The sequence below is a fragment of the Halomicrococcus pelagicus genome (genome assembly GCF_051917725.1).
In the GTDB taxonomy this organism is placed as follows: Archaea; Halobacteriota; Halobacteria; order Halobacteriales; family Haladaptataceae; genus Halomicrococcus.
In genome coordinates this window covers 693,773-714,168 of the sequence record NZ_JBQBLX010000001.1, presented here as the reverse complement: position 1 = coordinate 714,168, position 20,396 = coordinate 693,773, and the positions used below count along the sequence as shown (strand labels likewise).

The window sequence follows — 20,396 nt, the reverse complement described above, 5'->3', positions numbered from 1 at the left end:
CTTCTCCGGACGACGGCGACGCGTCACGTAGATAAACGCTTTTCCTGTCCCCCCTCGCGTTTCGACGCATGAAGGTAGGCGTACTCGGTGCCGGGACCATGGGCCACGGTATCGCCCAGGTCGCGGCCACGGGCGGACACGAGGTGACGCTCCGGGACATCCAGGAGGACCTCGTCGCGGACGGCATCGACAGCATCGAGGAGAACCTGCGGGGCGGCGTCGAGCGCGACAAGGTGACCGAGGCGGAGATGGAGGCGGCGCTCGACCGTATCACGGGGACGACCGACCTCGAAACCGCGGTCGACGACGCGGACCTGGTCGTCGAGGCGGTGCCCGAGGAGATGGACGTCAAGCGACAGACGTTCTCGGACGTGGAGGCGCTGGTCGGTCCGGAGACGGTCGTCGCCTCGAACACCTCCTCGCTCTCGCTGACAGAGATCGCCAGTGCGCTCGACGACCCCTCGCGGGCCGTCGGACTCCACTTCTTCAACCCGGTCCACATCATGGAACTCGTCGAGGTGGTCGTCCCGGAGCAGGCCAGCGACGAGACGGTGACGTTCGCCACCGAGTTCGTCGACGGCATCGACAAGACCGCCGTGGAGGTGAACGACTCGCCCGGGTTCGCGTCCTCGCGGCTCGGCGTTGCGCTCGGCGTCGAGGCCATGCGGATGCTCCAGGAGGGCGTCGCCGGTCCGGAGGACATCGACGCCGCGATGGAACTCGGCTACAACCACCCGATGGGACCCATCGAACTCGGCGACGTCGTGGGCCTGGACGTGCGCCTGGACATCCTCGAACACCTCCGCGAGGAACTCGGCGAGCGCTTCCGCCCGCCCCAGATCCTCCGCCAGAAGGTGCGCGCCGGGAAACTCGGCAAGAAGACCGGCGAGGGGTTCTACGTCTGGGAGGACGGCGAGATAGTGGGCACCACCGTCGAGCAAGGCGCGCCGACCGACCGGGACGCGACGCGGTCCGACGACGGCGACGGGGGTGACGACGAATGAGCGACGACGCCGGAGACGTCCCCGGAAGCCCCGAAGCGGTCGCCGGCGAGTGCGAGACGGTGGACGTGTCGGTCGGCGAACGCGCGGACCACGTCGCCACGGTCACCCTCTCCCGTCCGGACGCCCGGAACGCGCTGAACGCCCAGTTGCGCGCCGAACTGAAGGCGGTGCTCGACGCGGTCGAGGCGGCCGAGACGGTGCGCGTCGTCGTCCTGACGGGGTCGGACGAGTCCGGCGCGTTCGTCGCCGGGGCGGACGTGACGGAACTGCGCGAACGCGGCCCCATCGAGCAGCGAGAGGCGAGCAAGCGCCCCCGCGTCTACGAGTACGTCGACGACCTCGAGAAGCCGGTCGTCGCGGCCGTCAACGGTCACGCTCTCGGAGGCGGGTGCGAACTCGCGCAGGCCTGCGACGTGCGCATCGCCCGCGAGGACGCCAAACTCGGCCAGCCGGAGATAAATCTCGGTATCATGCCCGGCGGGGGCGGCACCCAGCGTCTCGCCCGCCTCGTCGGCGAGGGCCAGGCCATGCGGCTGATTCTCTCCGGCGAGATAATCGACGCCGAGGAAGCCGGCGACATCGGCCTCGTCGACGAGGTTCACCCGGAGGGGGAGTTCGACGACCGCGTGTCCGAACTCGCCGGACGGATGGCGTCGAAGAGCCCGCTCGCGCTGGAACTCGCGAAGAAAGCCGTGAAGGCGAGTAGCCGGATGGACCTCGACGCGGGCATCGAGTACGAGGCGGAACTGTTCGCGCAACTGTTCGCCTCCGGGGACAAGAACGAGGGCATCGACGCGTTCCTCGAGGACCGCGAACCGGAGTGGGAAGGCGAGTAACGTTCGGTTCCGAAACGCATCCGGGTGAGTTCCCGGACGCGACGCGGCGCGGGACGCCGCAGTTGTCAGAGACACGTCGATCCAGTCGCCTGCAGTCGGCGAGCGACCGTCTGCAGGCGTTCGAACGAAGTTACTGTCTGAATATATGTCTTCGGTTTTACCATTATTGCCTATGGATTCATCCTGGCTGGCGGGAGGGGCGTCTCGAATCCGTCGTCTGGTTACCTCTTTCGCAACACTTAGGCGGGTTCTCACAGCAGTGTGGTACATGACGATACACAGCGACTGGGGCGACTGGCTTCCGCGCGCCGTCGAGGACGCCGACCCCGACGGCGTCGCCGTCTGGTATCTCGGCTGCAACGGCTTCGTGCTGAAGGGCCGCGACGGGACGACGCTGTTCGTCGACCCCTACCTCGGGACGGGCGACCCGCCGCGGACGGTCCGGATGGTCCCCGTGCCCTTCGACCCGGCGGACGTTTCGGCGGCGGACGCCGTCCTCGCCACCCACGAACACACCGACCACGTCCACGGTCCGAGCCAGGCACCCATCCTCGAACGCACGGGTGCGACGTTCTACGCGCCCGACGCCGGCCTCGAAGTGGCCCGCGAGGACGAGCGCTGGACCGACGAGTGGGACGTGGACGACGACCAGCTCGCCGAGGTCGCGGAGGGCGATTCCTTCGACGTCGGCGAGTTCACGGTGCACGTCGAACCGGCCCACGACGCCGACGCCGCTCACCCCGTCTCGTACGTGTTCGAACACGACGCCGGGACCGTCTTCCACGGCGGCGACACCAAACCCGGCGACGACCTCGCGGACGTCGGCGAGCGGTACGACCTGGACCTCGGCGTGCTGGCGTTCGGCTCCGTCGGCAACGTTCCGGACAAGGAGTCGGGCGAACCGAAGCGCACGAAGTGGTACAGCGACGAGAACGAGATAGCCGAGGCGGCCAACGCGCTCCAGCTCGACCGCTTGCTCCCGAGCCACTGGGACATGTGGAAGGGGCTCACCGCGGACCCGACCGCCCTCTACGACCACGTCCGCAGCTTCGACCGTCCGCGGTCGCTGGAGATCGTCGAGATAGGCGACCGCGTGGACCTCTGAGACGGAGCCTGACCCCCGACGAACGGGCCGCGAGTCGCCACCGAACCTCTCTCCTCTGATGCGGTAACACTTAACACACCACTGCGCGAACTCGACGGGGAGGAGTGGACAGCCGTGACCTTAGCAACCGTTCCGCGATACGACAGCGACAGGATTTCCGAACCCGGGGGGCACGCGGTGGTGGTCGGGGCCGGCATGGCCGGTCTGCTGTCGGCTCGCACGCTCGCCGACGGGTTCGACGAGGTCACGGTCGTCGACCGCGACCCCCTGCCCGACGAACCGGTCAGCCGCCGGGGTGTCCCCCAGTCCCACCACCTCCACGTGCTGCTGGAGGCCGGACACGCGACGCTGGAGGACCTCTTCCCGGGGTACGGCGAGGACCTGCTCGCCGACGGGGGGCTGGTAATCGACGGTGCCCGCGACGTCAACTTCTACGACGGGGGAGGCTTCCTCGCCGACGGCCCGCGACGCATACCGCTGTACTGCGCCACTCGCCCGCTGTACGAGCAACTGGTCCGCCATCGCGTCGCCGGGCACGACGGCGTCCACCTGCGACCGAGTTGCCGTACGATCGACTACCTCACCGACGACGCGGCGACGACGGTGGAGGGCGTCGTGGTCGAACGGGAAGGGTCGACGCCGGAGGAACTCGTCGCGGACCTGGTCGTCGACGCCACCGGTCGAACGAGCAGGACGCCGGTCTGGCTGGACGCGCACGGCTACGCGTCGCCGCCCGTCGACGAGGTGCGCATCGACCTCGCCTACAGCACCGCCTTCTTCCGGCGTCCCGCCGACGACCGCCGGGCGTTCGTCGTACAGCCCTCCCCGCCGCACACTCGCGGAGGCGCGATTCTTCCCGTCGAGGGCGGTCGATGGCTGGTGACGATGTTCGGGTTCCACGGCGACCACCCGCCGGCGGACGCGGAGGGATTCGCGGAGTTCGCCGCGAGCCTGCCCGTCCCCCACCCGAAACGGTTGCTGGACGAGCACTCCCGGACCTCCGAGGACATCGTGCACTATCCCTTCCCGTCCAACGTCAGGCACCGCTACGAGGACCTCGAACGGTTCCCAGACGGTCTGGTCGTCGTCGGCGACGCCGTCGCCAGCTTCAACCCCATCTACGCCCAGGGCATGTCGGTCGCCGCGCTGGAGGCGCTGATCCTCCACTCCGTCCTCGCGACGGACGGCCGCGACGACCTCGCGGTCCGGTTCTTCGAACGGGCCGCGGGGACCGTCGACGTCGCGTGGAACATGGCGGTCGGTGCCGACTTCCAGTTCCGGCGTACCGACGGTCCCAAGCCGCGCGGAACCGACGTCACCAGCCGATATCTGTCTCGATTGGTCCGCAGGGCCCACACCGACGGCGTTCTATCCGACGCCTTCTTCCGGGTGATGATGATGGAACGGCCTCCCAGTTCGCTGCTGCGCCCGGGCGTCGCGTGGCGCGTGCTCAGGCCAGCCGGCTGACCCGTGGAATCACCGTTGGGGGAACGCGACACGGAGACGTCCACGACGTCGAAACGACGCTCGGACGATTCGGTCCGCGCGGACGGTATGCACCGGTGACGCGCCTCGCTTTTCCCGGGTACAACTAAGAGAGCGGGCGTAGACTGTGAGTTCATGCCCGGGACGGTCTTTCTCGGCGGCGACGGGGTGACCCTCAACACGATTCGTCCGGACGACTACGCGTTCGTCGAGGAGCAGCACAACGACCCGTCTAACCGACGGCAAGCGGGAATCTCCCTTCCGTGGCACGAGACCGACGTCGCAGAACTCGTCGAAGAGCGAGACGACGTAGTCGTGTTCCTCGTCTGTCGCGACGGGGTCGCCGTCGGAACCGTCCTGCTTTCGGGACTCGACTCGCAGGCCAGCAGGGCCGAAATCGGGTACATAATCCATCCGGAGTACCACGGCGAGGGCTACGCAACCGAGGTGGCGGACCTGTGTCTGGAGCACGCGTTCGACGACAGGGGTCTCCACAAGGTCTGGGCGCAGGTCGTCGAGGGGAACGAAGCCTCGAAGCGAGTCCTGGAGAAGTTGGGGTTCCAGCAGGAAGGGACGCTTCGAGAACACGAGTACGCGAACGGCGAACGCGTGGACGTCAGTTACTACGGGCTGCTCTCGTCCGAACGATAGGCTCGACAGAGCCAACGACGCCGAACCAGCCGTCCTCCGTTCCGTCTTGGCGTTCTCGCGGCCGAGAGCGGCAGACATTTACCCGCGGCACGCGGCCAGTCGCACATGAGCGAGGACGCGGACGAGGAACTCACCTACGCGGAGACGGGGGTCGACATCGACGCGAGCGAGGCGGCGACCGCCGCGCTCGTCGGTGCCGTCGGCGACATCGAGAACACGACCGACTACGCCGGACTGCTGGACGTCGGCGACCGCTATCTCGCGCTGGCGACGGACGGCGTCGGTACCAAACTCCTCGTCGCCGAGGCGCTCGGCGACTACTCCACCGTGGGCGTCGACTGCATCGCCATGAACGTCAACGACCTCGTGGCGGCGGGCGTCGAACCGGTCGCGTTCGTCGACTACCTCGCCGTCGAGGAGCCGAGCGAGGAGTTCTCCGAGCAGGTCGGCGAGGGCCTCTCGGCGGGCGCGGAGGCGGCCGGCGTCGCGCTCGTCGGCGGCGAGACGGCGGTGATGCCCGAGGTCATCCGGGGGCTGGACCTCGCCGGGGCCTGCGTCGGCCTCGCGCCGAAGGACGCGGTCTTCCCCGGCGAGGCGACGGTCGGGGACGCGCTCGTCGGCTTCCCCGCCAGTGGTATCCACTCGAACGGCCTGACGCTGGCTCGGGAGGCGGTCACCCGGAACCACGACTACGACGACCCGTTCCCGGGGAGCGACCGGACCATCGGGGAGGAACTGCTGGAACCGACGCGCATCTACGCCGACCTCCTGCCGGCGCTGCGCGAGCGCGACGTCCACGCCGCCGCGCACGTGACCGGCGGCGGTTGGACGAACCTCTCTCGAATGGGCGCGTTCCGCTACGAGATATCGGACCCCCTCCCGGCCCAGGACGTGTTCACGTTCGTCCAGGAGGAGGGCAACGTGAGCGACGAGGAGATGCACCGCACGTTCAACATGGGGACTGGATTCGTCGTCGCGCTCCCGGAGGACGACGCGGAGTCGCTGGCGGCGGCGACGGACGGCGAGGTCGTCGGCGAGGTTCGCGAGGGCGAGGGCGTGGGAATCCGCGGACTGACGCTGACGTGACCCTCACGACGGTACCTGACGGAAAGCATTTGTTCTCCGGTTACGACTCGACGGTGTGACCTCCGAGATTACCGTCGAGACGAGGGACCTGACGGCGGCCGACGAGCGTCTCGTCGAACGAGCGCGGGCGGCGACCGAGGCAGCGTTCGACCCCGAGCGGTGGGGCGGTGCACACCTCGTCGGTGCTGCACTCCGCACCACAAGCGACGACGTGTACGACGGCGTCAGCCTCCCGGCCAGCGTCGGTCGAGCGTCGATGTGTGCCGAACCGGTCGCGTTCGGTGCGGCGGTCGCGGACGGCGCGACCCGGTTCGACGCCGTGGCCGCTGTCCGCCATCCGCTTCCGGACGAGGACCGCGGCTTCGAGGTGGTCCCGCCGTGCGGCGCGTGCCGGGAGCTGATCGTGGACTACGGCGAGGACGTCGACGTCGTCGTTCCACACGACGGCGACCGGCGAAAAGCGACGGCGTCGGCGCTGCTCCCGACGCGCAACTGGTGAACCGAGCGGGGGGACGCGTCTACGACAGTCGAGCCGCGACGTCGGCCTCGGTGACGATACCGACCGTCTCGCCGTCGGCGGTGACCATCACGGCCTTGTAGTGGTCGAGCAGGTTCGATATTTCGTTCAACGTGGCGGACCGCGACACCGTCGGGAAGCTCTCGCCCATGAACTCCCGGACGGGCTGGTCGCGAGCGTTCTCGTCGACGTGGACGAGGTCGCTCTCGCTGATGGAGCCGACCGGCACCCCCTCGTTGATGACCGCCAGTTGCGAGTAGCCCGCGTCCTGCATCCGGCCGACCGCCTCGCTCACGGTGTCGCCGGGCGCGACGCTGACGACCTCCTCGTGCATCAGGTCCTCCGCGCGGACGATGTCACCCTCGGACTCCTCCAGGGCGTTGATGATGCGGCGGAACGTCGAGAGACGCGGATCTACGTCGTCGCCCTCGATGCGGGCGATGAGTGGCTGAGAGACGCCCGCTCGCTCGGCCAGTTCGCTCTGCGTGAGTCCCAGGTCCTTTCGACGTTCGCGGATGTCCTGGGTCGTCGGGATCTCCATACCTAAAATAACTCCGGGTTATCAAATAAATCGTTCGACTCGTCAGAGTTCGCTAGTTTCCTGGTCGCCGCTGCCGAACTCGATGTCCTCGTCCTCGCCGAACTCGACCGTCTGGACGACCGATAGCGGAACGTCGCGGAGCGCGCCGCCGACTTCGCTCTTGGCGATGCGCTTCGCGTGCTCCTCGCTGTCGGCGTTGAACACCTTCATCTCCAGCACGAGGCCGACGAGGGCGGTGTTCGCTGCGATGAACGCGGAGTCGAACGGCTCTCCGCAGGCCGGACAGCCGGTCGCGCCGACCTCGACCTCGACGTAGTCCATGTCCTTCTCGTTCAGACGCTTGCCGGCCTCGCTGACCGCGACGCCGATGGCGTCGTCGATGTCCTCTACGTCGCGCACCAACCAGGCCGCCTCCATCGCAACGAGATAGTTGCTCATACCCGAAGCCTTGCTCCCGAGGGTTTCGTGTCTTTTGGTTTAGCCGCCGAAATTCGCGCGTGTCAGGAACGAGGACGGACTGCCGGACGTACGTCGTTCGAGAACGACGGGTCGGCTGCCGGACCGCCCGTCACGTGACCACGGAGTAGGTGAACAGGAAGCCGAAGTACAGGAGGACGAGGAGGGCGACCGCCTTGAGCCGGAACAGGCGAAGCTCCTCGTTCTCCGCGTCGTAGGCTTCCCGGAACGCCTTGACCTCCGACTCGTCGAGCGCGTCGGGGTGGTCGAGCCCCCGGTGGAGAACGAGCTGCTTCTCGCGAGGGAACGGCCGGCCGCAGTAGGCGCACTCGACCGGCGACTCGTCGGCCGGAACCCGGGTTTCGAGCGGCCAGTCGTCGGCCGACCGGTCGTCGAACTGCGGGTCGTCTGTCCGCTGGTCGTCGGGCGTCCGGTCGTGGGATGGCTGGTCGGTGGTCATACGTACGGGGGGTCGACGGACGGTTGCGAGACGATCCACATGCTCGACATCGTGTACAGTATCATCACGACGACGAGGGCGTACTGGCTGCGGACGGCCTGCAGACGCATCGGGAACAGCCTGTAGGCCGTCGCGTGGGCCACCCAGACCGCGAGCAGGTGACCCAGCAGGACGAACGACATCTGGAGGCCGCTGAACCACGCCGGCAGGACGACGACGACGGCCTGGGGCGGCGAGAGCGGACTGGCCAGCGCCCCGAACAGCGTCGGCGACAGTGCGAGGAAGTACCCCAGGTAGTGGGCGAGGTGGTAGCCCGCCGCGATGGGCAGCAACGAGGGGGCGAACCGCCGGGCGATGGCGGCCGGCGTGAGGTAGGTGTCGGCCGACCGTTGCGCGAGCCGCGCGGCCAGCCAGTAGACGCCGAGGAAGAGGGCGTACCCGGCCAGCAGCGCGGCGAGGTAGACGACGCGCGGCGGGACGCCGACTCCGACGACGGCCCGGGCCGCGTCCGCCCAGAGGTCGGTGGCGACGAGACCGTCGTACGTCGTCACCCACAGCAGCGCGACGACGAACGCGACCTCGTCGAACCCCGTGACGAGTTTCGTCTCGGCGAGGCGCGCGCCCGGCAGGCGCAGTTCGAAGCCGTCGTCGGTGCGCTGGACCGGAGCGACCCGGCCGTAGTAGCGGAACACGCGCGCGACCGGGTCGACGGTGTCGAACCAGCGGTCGGTGCCGTAGACGGCCGCCCCGGCGAGCGTCACCGCCGAGTAGACGAGCACGACGCCGGCGAGCAGGTCGGGGTCGCTCGCGAGCGGACTGACGACCTCCAGCCAGACGAGCGCCAGCAGTCCGGCGACGCTCGGCCACGCGCCGAGCCGTTCCGGGTAGTCGGTCGTCCCCGTGGGGAGCAGGTCGGCTATCGTGCGCCAGGGGTTGATGGCCGGCCACGCGTTGCCGACGAGGTAGGTCGTCGCCGTGAACCCGGCCCACCAGCCGACCCAGACGACGAGGATGGCGATGTTCCGGCGCGGAGCCGACGGGCCGACGAAGCCGGCGACGACGACGACCGCGAGTGCGAACACACCGACGACCCGGGTCGCGGTGACCAGGTGGTCGTTCAGCGTCGCCAGGCGTCGTCGCCAGTCGTGGAGCGAGCGGATGAACGCCCGGTCGGTGACGAAGCTGGCGAGCAGGAACGAGGCGCTGACGACGCCGCCGCCGGTGAGCAGGAACAACCACGTCGGCACCGACAGCGAGTCGCCCGACGCTCCCCGGAGGCTACCGCCGTGCGCCAGCGCTCGACCGGTGAGCGCGGTCAGAACGACCGTCGCGGCCAGGGCGACGTCGAGGGACCGAGTGCGTGTTCGACCGCTCATCAGCGGGGGTAGGGGCGTCGAGCGATAATACCTTCCGGAACAGTTCGATGCCGACTCCCGGAACCCCGGTCGCGCTCCCCCGTCGAGACGAGCCCACTGTCGCGAGCTAACGGGGGACACGGCCGGGACGGACGCCGGTCGGCGAGAAGAGACGAAGAAGGTGCGAAACGAGATTCGGCTACTGACGGCGGGCGGCGGTCGTCAGTGCTCGGGCTGTTCGGCGGGCGCTTCCATCTCGGATATCTTCAGGATGAGGATGTGGTTGGTGTCGTCCTTGCCGTCGACGACGCCCTCGACGACGAGCTTCGACAGCGGCGTCGGTCCGACGGTCACCTCGTCGCCCTCGTGGAACTCGCGTACGGAACCGCGGAGGTGTATCTCGGCGCGACAGAGCTCCGGGTGGTGGACGCTGGTGAGGCTTATCTCCTCGACGTTGGCCTCCTCGACTTCCTCGCCGTCGTGGAGCAGTCCGACCTCGGCGACGGTGTCCATCTCCTGGACGTCGAGCGCCTCGTAGGCGTTGGCGGTCGGCTTGTACCCGCCCTTCGGGCCGGGAACGCCCTCGACCAGCTGGAGGGCCTTGAGACTCTGCATCTGGTTGCGGATGGTCCCGGGGTTGCGGTCGACTTCGGCGGCGATGTCCTCGCCCTTGATGGCGTCTTCCGCCTCGCGGTGGAGGTTCAACAGCGCCGTCAGTATCGTCTTCTGGCTCGGTGTCAACTCGATGCTAGACATTACCCCGAAACTTAGTAATTGATTTCCTTAAATGGCACGGAGTGGATGAAGTTTGGCGGATAATCGACGTTTTCGCCCTGCCACTGATAACCCTCTCGACTGCAGCGTCACAGAGGCCGCTCCGTCTGCGATTTTTCCGTGCGAACCGTCCTCGCGCTCGAACCGGGGCTTCTTTTTCTCCCCGTCCCGTTCGTCGAAGCATGTCAAGAACGGTCCACATCATCGGTGCGCCGGTCGACTACGGAGCGAACCGCCGCGGCGTCGACATGGGGCCGTCGGCGATCCGGTACTCGGGGCTCGCCGACGAACTCGCCGCCGCCGGCGTGACCGCCGTCGACACCGGCGACCTGCTCGTCCCCCGCGCCGAGGAGCGCGACCCCGAACGCGAGGAACCGCCAGAGGGGAAGGCGAAGTTCCTCCGGGAGACCGCGGACGTCTGCTCGCGGCTCGCCGACGAAGTGGCGGCGTCGATAGAGAACGACGCCTTCCCGCTCGTGCTCGGCGGCGACCACTCCATCGCCATGGGGACGCTCGGCGGGGCCGCGCGCGACGCGGACATCGGCGCCGTCTGGTTCGACGCCCACGGCGACTTCAACACGCCGGGAACGTCGCCGAGCGGGAACGTCCACGGCATGCCCCTCGCGGGCGCGCTGGGTATCGACGACTTCGCCGACACCGAGTGGGCCAACGTTCCGCGACTCCGGGAGGAGAACGTCGTCATCGTCGGCCTCCGGAGCATCGACGACCAGGAGCGGGAGGCCATCCGCGACAGCGAGGTGACGGTGTACACGATGTCGGACATCGACGAACGCGGCATCACGCCGGTCGTCGAGGACGCACTCGACGTGGCCACCCACGGCGTCGACGGCATCCACGTCAGCCTCGACCTCGACTGGCTGGACCCGAACGAGGCACCCGGCGTCGGGACGCCCGTGCGCGGCGGCGTCACCTACCGCGAGGCACACTCCGCGCTCGAAACCGTCGCCGAGCGCGACGACCGCGAGGACGTCCTGCGCTCGCTGGAGGTCGTCGAGGTCAACCCCATCCTCGACGAGCACAACGAGACGGCCGAACTCGCCACCGAACTCGCCGCGAGCGCGCTCGGGAAGCGAATCCTCTGAGGCGACCCGCTTCGCTTTTGTCGGCGCAGACGCGTCGCCACCTCCGATTCGACAGTTCACGCGTCTACCCGGGGGTAGAGGACGGAACGAGACCAGCGAGGGGGACCGACACTGTCATGGGGGTCGCCGAACGACCCGCGAGAGTGACAGATTACGACGCGATTCTGTTCGACAACGACGGCGTTCTGGTCGAACCGCCGACCGACGAAAACCTAGTCGACGCCGCCGAGTCGGCGTTCCGGGCGGTCGGCGTCGAGAACCCCGACGCGACCCACGTCGACGAGGTCGTACGAGGCGTGACCTCCGACAGCCTCCGGGACGTCTGTTCCGTCTACGACGTGGACCCGGCGGAGTTCTGGCACGCCCGCGACCGCCACGCCTCCGACGCGCAACTCGCCGAGTTCCGGGAGGGCGGCCGGGCGCGGTACGACGACGTGGCGGCCATCGAGGACCTCGCTCACGACCTCGGCATCGTGAGTTCGAACCAGCACAGGACCGTCGAGTTCGTCATCGAGTTCTGCGAGTTCGACGACCTGTTCGACACCTACTACGGCCGTGGCATGGGCGTCGAGGACCTGCACCGTAAGAAACCGGACCCGCACTTCCTCGAACGCGCGCTCGACGACCTCGGTGCCGAGTCGGCCCTGTTCGTCGGCGACAGCGAGAGCGACGTGGTGGCCGCCCACCGCGCGGGCCTCGACTCGGCGTTCGTCCGGCGACCACACTGCGCGGACACGTCGCTCTCGACCGAACCGGACTACGAGGTCGACGACCTCTACGACGTCGCGAAGATAGCGAACTGAAAAGGAAACTGCTGGTCGCCTACTCTTCGCCGTCGGTGACTGTTTCGCTCTCGTCGTCCGGCGTCGGCAGCACGTCGACGCTCGCGACGGCGTCCTCGTCGTCTATCTCCATCACCGTCACGCCCATCGTGTTGCGGCCGACTCGCGAGATGTCGGCGGCGCGGATGCGCATTATCTGGCCGTTCTCGCTCATCACGACGAGGTGGTCGTCGGGGGCGACCGACTTCACCGACGTGACCGGGCCGTTCCGGTCGCCGGTCTTGATGTCGACGAGGCCCATGCCGTTGCGCGACTGCGGGCGGTACTCGTCGAGCGGCGTCCGCTTGCCGTACCCCTGCCGGGTGACGGTGAGCAGTTCGCGACCCTCGCTGTCGGCGGCGACCATCCCGACGACCTCGTCGCCGTCCTGGAGGTCGATGCCGTGGACGCCGCGGGCGTTGCGACCCATCTCGCGGGCGTCGGACTCGTCGAACCGGATGGTCATCCCGTCGCGGGTCGCCAGCACGAGGTCTTTCGTGCCGTCGGTGACCTCCACGTCGACGAGTTCGTCCCCGTCCTCCAGTTTCGCGGCGATGATGCCGGTCGAGAGGATGTTGTCGAACTCCGCAGCGCTGGTTCGCTTGACGTAGCCCTGGCGCGTGACCATGCTCAGGGACTCGTCGTCCTCGAACTCGTCGGTGGTGACGACGGCCGTGATGTCCTCGCCGTCGTCCAGGTCGAGCAGATTGATGGCGGACTTGCCTCGAGCGGTCCGTGACATCTCGGGTATCTGGTAGGTCTTCAGCCGGTACACCTGCCCGTAGTTGGTGAAACAGAGCAGGTAGTCGTGGGTGTTCGCCCGGAACACCTTCGAGACGCGGTCGTCGTCTTTCACGTCCGCGCCGATGATGCCCTTGCCGCCCCGACCCTGCGCGTCGAACCGCTCGACGGGCATGCGCTTGACGTAGTCCTGCTCGGTGACGACGACGAACACGTCCTCCTCGGCGATGAGGTCCTCGCGGGTGACCTCGTCGGTCCCCTCCACGATGCTGGTCCGGCGGTCGTCGTCGTACTCCGCCTTCACTTCGCGGAGTTCGTCTTTGATGACGGCCAGCAGTTCGGACTCGTTTTCGAGGATGGTCTGGAGACGCTCGATGCGCGCCTGGACGTCCTCGTACTCCTCCTCTATCTCCGCGGCCTCGAGCGAGGTGAGGCTCCCGAGCTGCATGCGGACGATGTGCTCGGACTGGGTCTCCGAGAAGCCGAACTCGCCTTCGAGCGCGGTGCGGGCGGCGTCGCGGTCCTCGGCGTCCTGTATCAGGTCGACCACGTCGTCGATGTCGTCGAGCGCGCGCAGTCGGCCTTCGAGGATGTGTGCGCGGTGTTCGGCCTCGTCGAGTTCGTGCTTCGAGCGCCGCCGGACGACGCTCTTGCGGTGGTCGACGTAGTGTTCGAGCGTCTCCTTGAGGCTCAACACCTTCGGTTCGCCGTCGACCAGCGCGAGGTTGATGACGCCGAACGTCTTCTCGAGGTAGTGGTCGAGCAACTGGTTCTCGACGACCTCGGCGATGGCGTTCTGCTTGAGTTCGACGACGACGCGGATGCCGTCGCGGTCGGACTCGTCGCGCAGGTCGCGGATGCCCTCGATGGTGCCGTCGTTGACGCTGTCGGCTATCTTCTCGATGAGCCGTGCCTTGTTCGTCTGGTAGGGAAGTTCCGAGATGACGATGCGGTCGTCCTGGACCTCGTACTCAGCGCGCACCCTGAGTCGCCCGCGACCCGTCTTGTACGCGCTGTGAATCGCGTTCTTCCCGACGATGTTCGCACCGGTCGGGAAGTCCGGCCCCTTGACGTGCTCCATCAGGTCCTCGACGGTCGCGTCGGGGTTGTCGATGAGTTCGACGGTCGCGTCGACGATCTCTCCGAGGTTGTGCGGCGGGATGTTGGTGCTCATGCCGACCGCGATGCCCGAGGAACCGTTGACGAGCAGGTTCGGGACGGCCGCCGGCAGCACTTCCGGCTCCTGGAGGCGGTCGTCGTAGTTGGACTGCCAGTCGACGGTGTCCTTGTCGATGTCCGCCAGCAGTTCCTCCGCGATGGGAGCCATCCGGGCCTCCGTGTACCGCATCGCCGCCGGCGGGTCGCCGTCGACGCTCCCGAAGTTACCCTGGCCGTCGATGAGGGGGTAACGCATCGAGAACTCCTGGGCCATCCGTGCGAGCGCGTCGTAGATGGACTGGTCACCGTGGGGGTGGAAGTCGCCCATCGTGTCCCCGACGATGTTCGAGGACTTGCGGTGGCTCGCGCCGCTCGTGATGCCGGAGCGGTGCATCGCGTAGAGGATGCGCCGATGGACGGGTTTCAGCCCGTCGCGCACGTCCGGCAGCGCGCGTCCCGCGATGACGGACATCGCGTAGTCGATGTAACTCTGCTCCATCTCGTCCTCGACGCGGACGCTGTCGATTCGCTCCGCGACCTCGTCGGGGACGTCCGAGGGTTCCGAACTCATATGTCTACCCACTCCGCTTCCGTCGCGTGTTCCTGGATGAACTGCTTGCGCGGTTCGACGGCGTCACCCATCAGCACCGAGAACATCTTGTCCGCCGCGGCGGCGTCCTCGATGGTTATCTGCTTGAGGATGCGGTTCTCGGGGTCCATCGTCGTGTCCCACAGCTGTTCGGGGTTCATCTCGCCCAGTCCCTTGAACCGCTGGACCTGCGAGGGGTTGCCGTCGCACTCCTCTTCGATGATGCGGTCGCGCTCCTCCTCCGTCATGACGTCGTACGTCTCCCCGCGGTGGCGGATGCGGTACAGCGGCGGTTGGGCCGCGTACACGTACCCGGCCTCCAGCAGGGGCCGCATGTAGCGGTACAGCAGCGTCAGGTAGAGGGTCCGGATGTGCGCGCCGTCGACGTCGGCGTCCGTCATGATGATTATCTTGTGGTAGCGCGCCTCGTCGAGGTCGAACTCCTCGCCGATGCCCGTACCGATGGCGGTGATGAAGTGGCGTATCTTGTCGTTCTCCAGCACGCGGTCGAGGCGGTGTTTCTCGACGTTCAGTACCTTGCCGAACAGCGGGAGGATGGCCTGGAACTTGCGGTCCCGGGCCTGCTTGGCCGACCCGCCCGCGGAGTCGCCCTCCACGACGAACAGTTCGGACTCCTCGGGGTCGCGCGACTGGCAGTCGGCGAGTTTGCCGGGCAGGGCCGTCGAGTCGAGGGCGTTCTTCCGTCGGGTGAGCTCCTCGGCCTTCTTCGCCGCCTTGCGGGCCTTCGCGGCCTCGACCGCCTTGGCGACGATGGCCTCGGCGGTGTCGGGGTTCTCCTCGAAGAACGTACCGAGGCCGTCGTGCATCACGCTCTCGACGATGCCCCGTACCTCGCTGTTGCCGAGTTTCGTCTTCGTCTGGCCCTCGAACTGCGGGTCGGGATGTTTCACCGAGATGACCGCCGTGAGGCCCTCCCGGATGTCCTCGCCCTTGAGGTTCTCGTCGATGTCTCCGAGAAGGTCGTTCCCGTTGGCGTAGTCGTTGACGACGCGCGTCAGCGCCGTCTTGAACCCGGTGAGATGGGTGCCGCCCTCGCGCGTGTTGATGTTGTTCGCGAACGCGTGAATCGACCCCTGGAGTTCGTCGGTGGCCTGCATCGCCACCTCGACCTGGATGTCCTGTTCCTCGTCCTCGAAGTAGATGACGTCGCGGTGCAGCGGGGACTTCGTCTCGTTCAGGTACTCGACGAACTCCCGGATGCCGCCGTCGTAGTGGAAGGTGTCACCCGACTCCTCGTCGCGCTCGTCGTCGAGCGATATCCGCACGCCCGAGTTGAGGAAGGCGAGTTCTCGAAGCCGGGTCTCCAGCGTCGAGTAGGTGAACTCCGTCGTCTCGAATATCTCCTCGTCGGGCCAGAACCGTATCTCCGTGCCCGTCTCTTCGTCGTCGTCGAGGTCCCGGACCTGCTCCAGTTCGCCCTGGGGTTCGCCGCGCTCGAACGTCTGTCGCCAGAGCACGCCCTCCCGCCTGACCTCGACTTCGAGGCGCTGGGAGAGGGCGTTCACCACGGAGACGCCGACCCCGTGGAGCCCGCCGGAGACCTGGTAGGACTTGTTGTCGAACTTCCCTCCCGCGTGGAGGACCGTCAGTATGACTTCGACCGCGGGTTTGTCGTACTCCTCGTGCGTGTCGACGGGGATGCCGCGACCGTCGTCGACGATGCTGACGGAGTGGTCCTCGTGGACCGTCACGTCGATGGCGTCGCAGTGGCCCGCCAGCGCTTCGTCGATGGAGTTGTCGACGACCTCGAACACGAGGTGATGTAGTCCGCGAGAGTCTGTAGAACCGATGTACATCGCCGGGCGCTTTCGAACGGCCTGCAGCCCTTCGAGCACCTGTATCTGCCCGGCTCCGTACTCATTTGCGTCACTCATAAATCCTGATTTATCGTAGAGCCTGACCCCTGATAAAGCTCACGCACGCGCGCGCGAGATTTGTAAATTTATTATAATGAACGGGTGGACGAAGCGCCGAATGCCGGGATTCGTCCGACACCGACTCCGGCGGAGATAACCCGGCCGGGGCCATCGTCGTTGAACGCGGATGGCTTCCGGCGACGAAGTACCCGCGGCCGTCGGGAAGGGTCGAAAACTTCCTCTCGCCGGCGTCTCGAGCCCACTTTCACTTTCACCGCGCCCCATCCGGGCAGTTTTAAGCTCCCCGCCAATAAGTACAGGCGAAGAATGCCTTCCATGCAGTCGACGCTCGGCGACGAGGGGATCGCCGAGGAACTGGCCGAAAGCCAGCGCCAGATCTCCATCGCCGAGTTCTTCGAGAAGAACAAGCACATGCTCGGGTTCGACAGCGGAGCCCGGGGGCTGGTCACCGCCGTCAAGGAGGCCGTCGACAACGCGCTCGACGCCACCGAGGAGGCGCGTCTCGACCCGCCGGACATCTACGTCAAGATCGAGGAGGCGGGCGACTACTACCGCCTCGTCGTGGAGGACAACGGTCCCGGAATCACCCGCGAGCAGATTCCGAACGTCTTCGGGAAACTGCTGTACGGCTCGCGGTTCCACAAGCGCGAACAGTCGCGGGGCCAGCAGGGTATCGGCATCTCGGCGGCGGTCCTGTACGCCCAGTTGACCAGCGGGAAGCCCGCCAAGGTCACCAGCCGGACCGAGAACAGCTCGTCGGCCGAGTACTTCGAACTCATCATCGACACCGACGAGAACGAACCGGAGATCAAGACGGAGCGGGACCTCTCGCCGGGCGAGAGCGACCTCAACCCGACCCACGGCACTCGCATCGAGCTGGAGATGGAGGCGAACATGCGGGCGCGACAGCAGCTTCTCCGGTACATCAAACACACCGCAGTCGTCAATCCGCACGCTCGCATCCGGTTCAAGGAGCCGAGCATGGACGACGAACAGGTGTTCGAGCGTGCCGAGGGGTACGAGATGCCGGCCGAGACCGAAGAAATCCGGCCACACCCCCACGGCGTCGAACTCGGCACCGTGCTGAAGATGCTGGCCGAGACGAGTTCCCACAGCGTCTCCGGGTTCGTCCAGGAGGAGTTCACCCGCGTCGGCCGGAAGACCGCCGACAACATCGTCGACAACTTCCGCGACCGCTACTTCGGCCGCGAGATGGCGTGGTCCGGTCCGCAGGCTCACGACGACGCCGACGTGGAAGCCGCCGTCGAGGACGCGGTGGCGAACAAGGGTGCGGACGCGACGGCCGCGTTCGCCGAGCGCGTCGCCGCCGAAGTGAGCGAACGCGAACCGATCGCACACAGCCAGCTCCGGGACGCCGTGGCCGAGGCCGCCGAGGCGGTCGCCGACGACCACGGCGCGACGTTCGGCGACACGGTCCAGGCGAACGCCGTCGACGCGGCGTGGGACGCCGTCACCGACGACCGGGTCTCGGACCTCTACCAGCACGTCGACGCGGCGACGACGACCCAGAAGGACGACGAGACCGTCCGGGCGCTCGCGGAGCGCCTCGCCTCGCAGTTCGACCGCGACGACGGGACCGACCGCTTTACGCGCCCGGAACTCGCCGAGTTCGTCGACCGCGCCGCGGACAACACCGAGGAGTACGCGGACGCGACGGTCGGCGAGACGGCTCGCGAGAACGTCGTCGAGGCGGTCTGGGAGTCGACGGTGACCGTCCCGGACGACGTGCCGCTCGTGCGCGAACTGGCGGACGACCGCGACGCGACGAGCGAACTGCTGGAGGCGATGCGAGAGACGAACATCATCTCGCCGCCGACCGACTGCCTCTCGCCCATCACCGCGGAGCTGGTCGAGGCCGGCCTCCGAAAGGAGTTCGATGCGGACTTCTACGCCGCCTCGACCCGCGAGGCCGACGTACACGGCGGCGACCCGTTCATCGTCGAGGCCGGCATCGCCTACGGCGGCGACCTCGAGAGCGAGGGGAAGGCCGACGTGCTGCGGTTCGCCAACCGCGTCCCGCTGGTGTACCAGCGCGGTGCGTGCGCGACGACCGACGTGGTGAAGTCCATCGGCTGGCGCAACTACAACCTGGACCAGCCGGGCGGTAGCGGCATTCCGAACGGACCGGTCGTCATCATGGTCCACGTCGCGTCGACGAACGTGCCGTTCACCAGCGAGAGCAAGGACGCCGTCGCGAACGTCCCCGAAATCGAAGACGAGATAGAGCTCGCCATCCGGGAGGCGGCCCGCGACCTGAAGTCGTACCTCAAGAAGCGCCGGTCGCTCCAGCAGCGCAAGCGCAAGCAGAACGTCATCGCCTCCATCCTCCCGAAGATGGCGACGAAGCTGGCCGAGGTGACGGACCAGGAGGAGCCGGAGTACGGGGACGCGCTGGCACGGATAATGAACAACGTCCTCGTCGAGCGCGAGGTAGAGGACGGCGTCGTCACCCTCTCGGTCGAGAATCACACCGACCGCAACGAGGAGGTCGACGTGACCGACATCGTCTCCGCCGAGCCGCGGAACCTCTCCGACGGCGCGACGGCGGTCGACATGGACGAGGAGTGGTTCGTCCAGTGGTCGCCCATCGTCGAGAGCGGGGAGACGGTCGAACTGCAGTACGAAACGGACGAGGAGGCGTCGTTCGACGTGAACGTCGACGGCGTCGAGAGCGAGAAACTCACCATCACCGACGAATCATGAGCGCAGACACAGACGCAGACGCACGCGAGAAACTCATCGAACTCGCGGCGGAGTTCTACGACCAGTTCGAACAGGGCGAAGTGCCGCGGATGAGCCTGCCGACGCGGACGAAAAGCAACATCGAGTACGACGAGGACGAGGACGTCTGGGTGTACGGCGACCGCCAGAGCACCCGCAGTGCGAAGAGCGTTCGCGGTGCCCAGAAGCTGATGAAGGCGGTCTACACAATCGAGTTCCTCGCCACGCAACTGGAGGAGGACCGCTCGTCGACCCTGCGTGAGCTCTACTACCTCTCGGAGTCCTGGGACGCCGACGAAGCGCAGTTCTCCGACCAGGACGAGTCGAACCAGCTGGTCGAGGACCTGGAGATCGTCTCGGAGGTCACCCGCGAGGACTTCCACATGCGCCCCGAGGAGTCCGGCGCGACCATCATGGGACCGCTGCACCTCCGCGAGCAGACTCGACGCGGCGAGCGCGAGATTCACTGCCAGGAGGACGTGGGCGAGGGCGGCTACCAGATTCCGAACAACCCCGACACCATCGAGTTCCTCGACAACGACGCCGACTTCATCCTCGCCGTGGAGACCGGTGGGATGCGCGACCGCCTCGTCGAGAACGGGTTCGACGACGAGTACAACGCCCTCATCGTCCATCTGAAGGGGCAGCCGGCGCGGGCGACCCGCCGCATCACCAGGCGTCTGCACGACGAACTCGACCTCCCCGTCACCGTGTTCACTGACGGCGACCCGTGGTCGTACCGCATCTTCGGCTCCGTGGCGTACGGCTCCATCAAGTCCGCACATCTGAGCGACTACCTCGCCACTCCCGAGGCGCGGTTCATCGGCATCCAGCCCGAGGACATCGTTGAGTACGACCTGCCGACCGACCCTCTCAGCGACTCCGACGTGAACGCCCTCGAATCGGAACTCGAGGACCCGCGCTTCCAGACCGACTACTGGGAGGAACAGATAGAGCTCCAGCTCGACATAAACAAGAAGTCCGAACAGCAGGCACTCGCCTCCCACGGCCTCGACTTCGTCACCGAAACCTACCTGCCCGAGCGACTCGACGCGATGGACGTGCTGTAACGGT

18 protein-coding genes are annotated in these 20,396 nt (G+C 67.2%); 11 read left to right on the top strand and 7 right to left on the bottom strand.

Going from position 1 to position 20,396, the window contains the following annotated elements; genetic code table 11:
- The first annotated feature begins 68 nt into the window (after positions 1–68).
- The 7 genes from ACTF4R_RS03835 (at position 69) to ACTF4R_RS03805 (ending at position 6,666) form a co-directional block, all read left to right on the top strand.
- On the top strand, positions 69–1,004 hold the full coding sequence (locus ACTF4R_RS03835; RefSeq protein WP_440006360.1) for a 3-hydroxyacyl-CoA dehydrogenase family protein: 936 nt from the start codon (positions 69–71) through the stop codon (positions 1,002–1,004).
- Entirely contained in the window at positions 1,001–1,840 is an 840-nt protein-coding gene (locus ACTF4R_RS03830; RefSeq protein WP_440006358.1) for an enoyl-CoA hydratase/isomerase family protein, read from the top strand. The genes ACTF4R_RS03835 and ACTF4R_RS03830 overlap by 4 nt, the downstream gene beginning before the upstream one ends.
- A 268-nt stretch (positions 1,841–2,108) precedes the next feature.
- Positions 2,109–2,945: an MBL fold metallo-hydrolase gene (locus tag ACTF4R_RS03825; protein WP_440006356.1), complete on the top strand. Its 837-nt coding sequence runs from the start codon at positions 2,109–2,111 to the stop codon at positions 2,943–2,945.
- A 114-nt stretch (positions 2,946–3,059) separates the two neighbouring features.
- The gene (locus tag ACTF4R_RS03820; RefSeq protein ID WP_440006354.1) at positions 3,060–4,412 is read left to right on the top strand and encodes an NAD(P)/FAD-dependent oxidoreductase; all 1,353 of its coding nucleotides are present in this window, start codon (positions 3,060–3,062) and stop codon (positions 4,410–4,412) included.
- A gap of 153 nt (positions 4,413–4,565) precedes the next feature.
- Positions 4,566–5,081, top strand: a complete 516-nt coding sequence (locus ACTF4R_RS03815) for a GNAT family N-acetyltransferase (protein WP_440006352.1) — start codon at positions 4,566–4,568, stop codon at positions 5,079–5,081.
- A 105-nt stretch (positions 5,082–5,186) separates the two neighbouring features.
- A complete protein-coding gene (gene purM, locus ACTF4R_RS03810) occupies positions 5,187–6,167 on the top strand; it encodes a phosphoribosylformylglycinamidine cyclo-ligase (protein ID WP_440006351.1) in 981 nt (326 codons plus the stop codon).
- Between the two features lie 55 nt (positions 6,168–6,222).
- On the top strand, positions 6,223–6,666 hold the full coding sequence (locus ACTF4R_RS03805; protein WP_440006349.1) for a cytidine/deoxycytidylate deaminase family protein: 444 nt from the start codon (positions 6,223–6,225) through the stop codon (positions 6,664–6,666).
- A gap of 19 nt (positions 6,667–6,685) precedes the next feature.
- On the opposite strand, the gene ACTF4R_RS03800 is transcribed toward ACTF4R_RS03805, so the two are convergent.
- From ACTF4R_RS03800 to ACTF4R_RS03780, 5 genes are all read right to left on the bottom strand, one after another.
- Entirely contained in the window at positions 6,686–7,225 is a 540-nt protein-coding gene (locus ACTF4R_RS03800) for a CBS domain-containing protein (protein ID WP_440006347.1), read from the bottom strand.
- Between the two features lie 42 nt (positions 7,226–7,267).
- Complete coding sequence (locus ACTF4R_RS03795; protein WP_433624669.1) at positions 7,268–7,663, bottom strand: DUF555 domain-containing protein; 396 nt, start codon at positions 7,661–7,663, stop codon at positions 7,268–7,270.
- Positions 7,664–7,793: 130 nt separating this feature from the next.
- Complete coding sequence (locus ACTF4R_RS03790; RefSeq protein WP_440006344.1) at positions 7,794–8,141, bottom strand: DUF7410 domain-containing protein; 348 nt, start codon at positions 8,139–8,141, stop codon at positions 7,794–7,796.
- Positions 8,138–9,517, bottom strand: a complete 1,380-nt coding sequence (locus ACTF4R_RS03785; protein WP_440006342.1) for a hypothetical protein — start codon at positions 9,515–9,517, stop codon at positions 8,138–8,140. Before ACTF4R_RS03785 ends, ACTF4R_RS03790 begins: the two co-directional genes overlap by 4 nt.
- A gap of 201 nt (positions 9,518–9,718) precedes the next feature.
- The gene (locus tag ACTF4R_RS03780; RefSeq protein ID WP_113275863.1) at positions 9,719–10,252 is read right to left on the bottom strand and encodes an Rrf2 family transcriptional regulator; all 534 of its coding nucleotides are present in this window, start codon (positions 10,250–10,252) and stop codon (positions 9,719–9,721) included.
- A 200-nt stretch (positions 10,253–10,452) separates the two neighbouring features.
- Here ACTF4R_RS03780 and rocF point away from each other — a divergent pair, with 200 nt between their 5' ends.
- Together rocF and ACTF4R_RS03770 are read left to right on the top strand one after the other, a co-directional pair.
- A complete protein-coding gene (rocF, locus tag ACTF4R_RS03775; protein WP_440006340.1) occupies positions 10,453–11,373 on the top strand; it encodes an arginase in 921 nt (306 codons plus the stop codon).
- 143 nt (positions 11,374–11,516) lie between these two features.
- A complete protein-coding gene (locus ACTF4R_RS03770) occupies positions 11,517–12,176 on the top strand; it encodes an HAD family hydrolase (protein ID WP_440006338.1) in 660 nt (219 codons plus the stop codon).
- 19 nt (positions 12,177–12,195) lie between these two features.
- Here the strand turns inward: ACTF4R_RS03770 and gyrA are convergent, their stop codons facing one another.
- Positions 12,196–14,664, bottom strand: a complete 2,469-nt coding sequence (gyrA, locus tag ACTF4R_RS03765) for a DNA gyrase subunit A (RefSeq protein WP_440006336.1) — start codon at positions 14,662–14,664, stop codon at positions 12,196–12,198.
- Complete coding sequence (gyrB, locus tag ACTF4R_RS03760) at positions 14,661–16,577, bottom strand: DNA topoisomerase (ATP-hydrolyzing) subunit B (protein ID WP_440006334.1); 1,917 nt, start codon at positions 16,575–16,577, stop codon at positions 14,661–14,663. The genes gyrA and gyrB overlap by 4 nt, the downstream gene beginning before the upstream one ends.
- Positions 16,578–16,886: 309 nt before the next feature.
- On the opposite strand from gyrB, the gene ACTF4R_RS03755 reads away from it, so the two are divergent.
- Positions 16,887–19,304 (top strand): DNA topoisomerase VI subunit B, encoded by a 2,418-nt coding sequence (locus tag ACTF4R_RS03755; protein WP_440006332.1) that lies wholly within the window; start codon positions 16,887–16,889, stop codon positions 19,302–19,304.
- Positions 19,301–20,392, top strand: a complete 1,092-nt coding sequence (locus ACTF4R_RS03750; protein WP_440006331.1) for a DNA topoisomerase IV subunit A — start codon at positions 19,301–19,303, stop codon at positions 20,390–20,392. The genes ACTF4R_RS03755 and ACTF4R_RS03750 overlap by 4 nt, the downstream gene beginning before the upstream one ends.
- The last annotated feature ends 4 nt before the right edge of the window (positions 20,393–20,396 follow it).

Bases quoted from the DNA above. Each gene is read 5' to 3' on its own strand.
- purM (WP_440006351.1), top strand. From the start codon at position 5,187: ATGAGCGAGGACGCGGACGAGGAACTCACCTACGCGGAGACGGGGGTC.
- ACTF4R_RS03835 (WP_440006360.1), top strand. From the start codon at position 69: ATGAAGGTAGGCGTACTCGGTGCCGGGACCATGGGCCACGGTATCGCC.
- ACTF4R_RS03785 (WP_440006342.1), bottom strand. From the start codon at position 9,517: ATGAGCGGTCGAACACGCACTCGGTCCCTCGACGTCGCCCTGGCCGCG.
- ACTF4R_RS03830 (WP_440006358.1), top strand. From the start codon at position 1,001: ATGAGCGACGACGCCGGAGACGTCCCCGGAAGCCCCGAAGCGGTCGCC.
- ACTF4R_RS03790 (WP_440006344.1), bottom strand. From the start codon at position 8,141: ATGACCACCGACCAGCCATCCCACGACCGGACGCCCGACGACCAGCGG.
- ACTF4R_RS03825 (WP_440006356.1), top strand. From the start codon at position 2,109: ATGACGATACACAGCGACTGGGGCGACTGGCTTCCGCGCGCCGTCGAG.
- ACTF4R_RS03795 (WP_433624669.1), bottom strand. From the start codon at position 7,663: ATGAGCAACTATCTCGTTGCGATGGAGGCGGCCTGGTTGGTGCGCGAC.
- ACTF4R_RS03800 (WP_440006347.1), bottom strand. From the start codon at position 7,225: ATGGAGATCCCGACGACCCAGGACATCCGCGAACGTCGAAAGGACCTG.
- ACTF4R_RS03780 (WP_113275863.1), bottom strand. From the start codon at position 10,252: ATGTCTAGCATCGAGTTGACACCGAGCCAGAAGACGATACTGACGGCG.
- ACTF4R_RS03815 (WP_440006352.1), top strand. From the start codon at position 4,566: ATGCCCGGGACGGTCTTTCTCGGCGGCGACGGGGTGACCCTCAACACG.
- rocF (WP_440006340.1), top strand. From the start codon at position 10,453: ATGTCAAGAACGGTCCACATCATCGGTGCGCCGGTCGACTACGGAGCG.
- ACTF4R_RS03750 (WP_440006331.1), top strand. From the start codon at position 19,301: ATGAGCGCAGACACAGACGCAGACGCACGCGAGAAACTCATCGAACTC.
- ACTF4R_RS03755 (WP_440006332.1), top strand. From the start codon at position 16,887: ATGCCTTCCATGCAGTCGACGCTCGGCGACGAGGGGATCGCCGAGGAA.
- gyrB (WP_440006334.1), bottom strand. From the start codon at position 16,577: ATGAGTGACGCAAATGAGTACGGAGCCGGGCAGATACAGGTGCTCGAA.
- gyrA (WP_440006336.1), bottom strand. From the start codon at position 14,664: ATGAGTTCGGAACCCTCGGACGTCCCCGACGAGGTCGCGGAGCGAATC.